2 protein-coding genes are annotated in these 4558 nt (G+C 46.1%); one reads left to right on the top strand and one right to left on the bottom strand.

Features of this window, described 5'->3' with window-relative positions; translation table 11 throughout:
* Nucleotides 1–450: 450 nt before the first annotated feature.
* Nucleotides 451–1968 (bottom strand): DUF4301 family protein, encoded by a 1518-nt coding sequence (locus HMPREF9140_RS03445; RefSeq protein WP_006951779.1) that lies wholly within the window; start codon nt 1966–1968, stop codon nt 451–453.
* Between the two features lie 116 nt (nt 1969–2084).
* On the opposite strand from HMPREF9140_RS03445, the gene HMPREF9140_RS03450 reads away from it, so the two are divergent.
* Nucleotides 2085–4283: a RelA/SpoT family protein gene (locus tag HMPREF9140_RS03450; protein WP_006951780.1), complete on the top strand. Its 2199-nt coding sequence runs from the start codon at nt 2085–2087 to the stop codon at nt 4281–4283.
* Nucleotides 4284–4558: the final 275 nt, after the last annotated feature.

Here is a 4558-nt window from a genome sequence, read left to right on the forward strand (position 1 = left end):
GTGTGTGTGTGTGTGTGTGTGTGTGTGTGTGTGTGTGTGTGTGTGTGTGTGTGTGTGTGTGTGTGTGTGTGTGTGTGTGTGTGTGTGTTAGCACTTTTTCCGAACCCACCAAATTATTGGACGAAAAAAATCACAGAGAAATCGAAATTTCTCTGCGTCATCGGGGCGATGGAATATGTTGCCATGTAACTCACGGTGGCAAAGGTATATTAATCAATTCTTTCTGACAAACTGGGAGTTATCTTTTTGATTTAGAGCATGAGTAGGGGGGCATAAGAATTGATATGCAATTGCCCGAGTTTCTCTGGTTTATAGCACATATTCTTTCTTATTGTAATGTGAGTTGTGGATTAATAAGCTGTGGAATTCTTCACAGCATGGAAAAAGCCATATCCGGTTCCTCCTTTCCGGGGGGGCAGATATGGCTTTATCGTTTGGTTGAATAAATTTTTATTGATGTTGCGGACGGAAGAGGTCGTTCACTGTCTTCACGGGATTGAATGTTTCGAGTGGAACCTCGATGAAGATGGTGTTCCAATTGCTCATGGCGCCGTTCCAAAGGCCGGGGAGTTCAAGGGCTAGGAGTTCGCGACCGTTGTTCGACTTTTTGCTGATGAAACCGGTAGAACTGTCGACATATCGCGGAAGATTGAACTGTTGTCCTTTGTAGTCGCGCAAACCGCAAACCAGGTCGACGGGGTTGAAATGGGTACCGCTTTTGAACATTGTTCTGTAGTTGGGATTGTCTTGATTGATTTGCGAACTTTCTAGAATTTGCAAACTAATCGTGTTGTCGGAGTTATAGGCTAGGAAGGGACCACCACCGGGCTCGCCGCTGTTTTTCACCATTCCGCAAACGCGTATCGGGCGATTTAGTTTGTTGCGTAGGTAGCAAATGAGTTCGGTTTTGCCGAGGGTGTCTATATCTTTTTTCAGGCAACACAGTTCTTTCTCGACGAACTGTATTATTTCTTTGAGTTCGGCTTCGGTAGTGTTGCCGGTTTCGAGTTTATGAAGATAGGTAAAGGTTTTCTCCTGTATGTCCACCAGTGCACCTGCTATAATCTTTTTCCATTTCACGGTGGGTTCTTTAAGTCTATCGGGCACTACGTTGTCGATGTTTTTGATGAAAATGATATCGGCATCGATGTCGTTCAGATTTTCGATGAGTGCTCCGTGTCCGCCGGGTCGGAATATAATCTCTCCGTTGTTGTTTCTAAATGGTGTGCCGTCGGGATTGGCGGCTACCGTGTCGGTGCATGGTTTTTGTTCGGAGAAGGTGATGTGGAATTTGATTCCGAACATCGTTTCATATTTCGCTCGTTTTTCTTCCACCTTTTGTTTGAAGAGTTGCAGATGCTCGTGTGAAACGGTGAAGTGTACATTGGCTTCACCTCCCACTGTGGCATACAGAGCGGCTTCAACGAGATGTTCTTCCATTGACGTGCGTGGGCCGTCGTCGTAGTTGTGGAAAAGCAGCAGACCTTTGGGCAAGCTGCCGTAGTTGAGTCCGTCGGGTTCAAGAAGGGTGCGTACGATGGCCTTGTAGTTTCCTTCTTCCAAGAGTCCGCAAACATTTGTTTGCATACTGCTTTTACAGATTTTGCACAGGTCTTTCCTGAAAGCGAACTTGCGGATGTGCTCGAAGAATTCTTTTTCGAATTCGGTTGTCGGAACGTCGTACTCGGCATTTAGGAAGGCGAACAAATCTTTGAACATTCTACTTGCTGCTCCCGATGCGGGCACGAATTTAACCACGCTGTGGCGGTTGTTTGTGTATTCCTCCCAAATACGTATGTAGCGTTGGCATTCGTCGTTGCTGGGTGCAATGATTCCGTTGCCTATTCCGGCAGCATTCGATAGTTTGAGGAAAGGAAATCCGGTTTTGAAAAGCTTTAATTGCTTGTTAAGTGTTTCGGGGCTGATGCCCTTTTCTGACAGTTGTTGTTGATCTTTCTGTGTTAGCATAATTATTAGTTTTTCTTGAATTGAATATGTGGCAAATGTAGGTACTTTCTAGGTAAGCGCGGAAGCAACTGTGCCTTTTGTGCTACCTTTGCGAACAACAAACTTCAATAGGATTTATGCAGACAGGATACATTTTCACCAAACCTGAAAAAGAACTCTCTCTATTATATTTCAACGAACTGAAGATACAACTTTCGCCAGACGATGAGTTGCATCTTCGCACCTTGTTAAGACGAGCCGTGGCCGAAGATAGAATTGAGCGGAACGTTTTCGGATTGAATCCCGTGCTCCTGGCTTTGCAAACGGCTCGGATTGCAGTTAATGAAATTGGATTGAAACGCGATTCGATTCTTGCAATATTGCTCTACGATGGTGTGCTTAACGGCTACAATTCGATAGAGACGGTTGAGGTTGAGTTTGGTGAAGGAACGGCTAAGATTATTCGTGGATTGGTGCGTGTGCAGAATCTCTATAAAAAGAATCCTGTTGTGGAGAGCGAAAACTTCCGTAATCTGCTCCTTTCTTTTGCTGAGGACATGCGCGTGATTCTCATCATGATTGCCGACCGCGTGAATCTGATGCGGCAGATTCGCAACACGTCTGATACCGATTCGCAGCATAAGGTTGCCGAAGAGGCCAGCTATCTTTACGCTCCGCTGGCTCATAAGCTTGGCCTTTATCAGCTCAAAAGCGAACTTGAAGACTTATCTCTGAAATATCTTGAGCACGATGCTTACTATATGATAAAGGATAAGCTCAACGAAACTAAATCGGCCCGCGAGGCCTATATTTCCCAGTTCATCGAGCCTGTGAAGCAACGTCTAGAAAGTGCCGGTTTGCGTTTCCACATCAAAGGTCGAACAAAGTCTATCCACTCCATATGGCAAAAGATGAAGAAGCAACGCTGCAACTTTGAAGGAATTTACGACCTCTTCGCTATTCGAATAATCATCGACTCGCCCGAAGAGAAAGAAAAGATGCAATGTTGGCAGGCCTATTCTATAGTGACCGACATGTATCAACCCAATCCGAAACGGTTGCGCGATTGGCTCTCCGTGCCGAAATCAAACGGATATGAAAGTCTGCACATAACCGTTCTCGGCCCAGAAGCAAAATGGGTTGAAGTGCAAATTAGAACCGAACGGATGGACGAGGTTGCCGAGCACGGACTTGCTGCCCATTGGCGATATAAAGGAATAAAGGCCGAAGACGGTATCGACAACTGGCTTGCAAACATTCGAGCAGCTCTTGAGGCTGGAGACAATCTTGAGGTTATGGACCAGTTCAAGCTCGACCTTTATGAAAAGGAAATATATGTGTTCACGCCAAAGGGCGACCTCCTTAAATTTCCCAAAGGAGCAACCGTGCTCGACTTTGCATATCACATCCACTCACAGGTGGGAAATCTTTGTGTTGGTGGAAAAATAAACGGCAAAAACGTTTCATTCAAAACCGAACTCCGCAGTGGCGACACGGTTGAAATCGTTACATCGACAACCCAAAGACCGCGCCGCGAATGGCTCTCGTTGGTTAAATCGGCCCGCGCCAAAGCAAAAATCAAACTGGCCCTTAAGGAGTCGCAAGCCCGCGAAGGAGCTTATGCCAAGGAGATGCTAGAACGCCGATTCAAGAATAGAAAAATAGAGCTCGATGATGCCGCGCTCTCGCAGCTCATTCGAAAAATGGGATTCAAAGAGGCATCCGATTTCTACAAACAAATAGCTGACGAAAAACTAGACCTCAACACACTTATCGACGAATATCAAAAGCTCTATGACAAGCTACACAACCTAAACCAACCGAAGGAAACACAGGGCGCTGATACTTTTGAATATGAAAATCCTGAAGAAGAATTAATCAAACAGAACGACGACGTGCTTGTAATCGACCAAAACCTTCACGGCGTCGACTTCACCCTGGCCCGTTGCTGTCATCCCATCTATGGTGACCCCATTTTCGGTTTTGTAGGAATAGGCGGCGGCATTAAAATCCATCGCAATAATTGTCCGAACGCCCCGGAATTGCGCCGTCGTTTCGGCTATCGCATCGTGAAAGCCCGATGGAGCGGCAAAGGTGCGTCGCATTACAGCATAACCCTGCGCATCATAGGCAATGACGATATCGGAATCGTCAGTAACATAACCAGTATTATCTCCAACGACGAGCGAATTGTGATGCGTTCCATAAATATTGATTCCAACGACGGTCTTTTCTCCGGGAATCTCGTTGTTTTCCTGGAAGATGTGTCGAAGCTCAACGGCCTTATAAAAAAACTCAAGGGCGTCAAAGGTGTCAAACAAGTCATTCGCGTATAACGGTCTCACATTGTGCTTCGTAACATCCCTGATAGAGGCTATGTTGTAATGAGAATTTGTGCCCGATATTGGGGAGAACTCGTCCAACTAGTTGGAACACTTCCCGCAGATGGATTTAGCTCTTCCAACTAGTTGGAACGCTTCCCGCAGACGGATTTAGCTCGTCCAACTAGTTGGAACACTTCCCGCAGACGGATTTAGCTCGTCCAACTAGTTGGAACGCTTCCCGCAGACGGATTTAGCTCTTCCAACTAGTTGGAACGCTTCCCGCAGAC

The sequence above is a fragment of the Prevotella micans F0438 genome (genome assembly GCF_000243035.1).
In the GTDB taxonomy this organism is placed as follows: domain Bacteria; phylum Bacteroidota; class Bacteroidia; order Bacteroidales; family Bacteroidaceae; genus Prevotella; species Prevotella micans.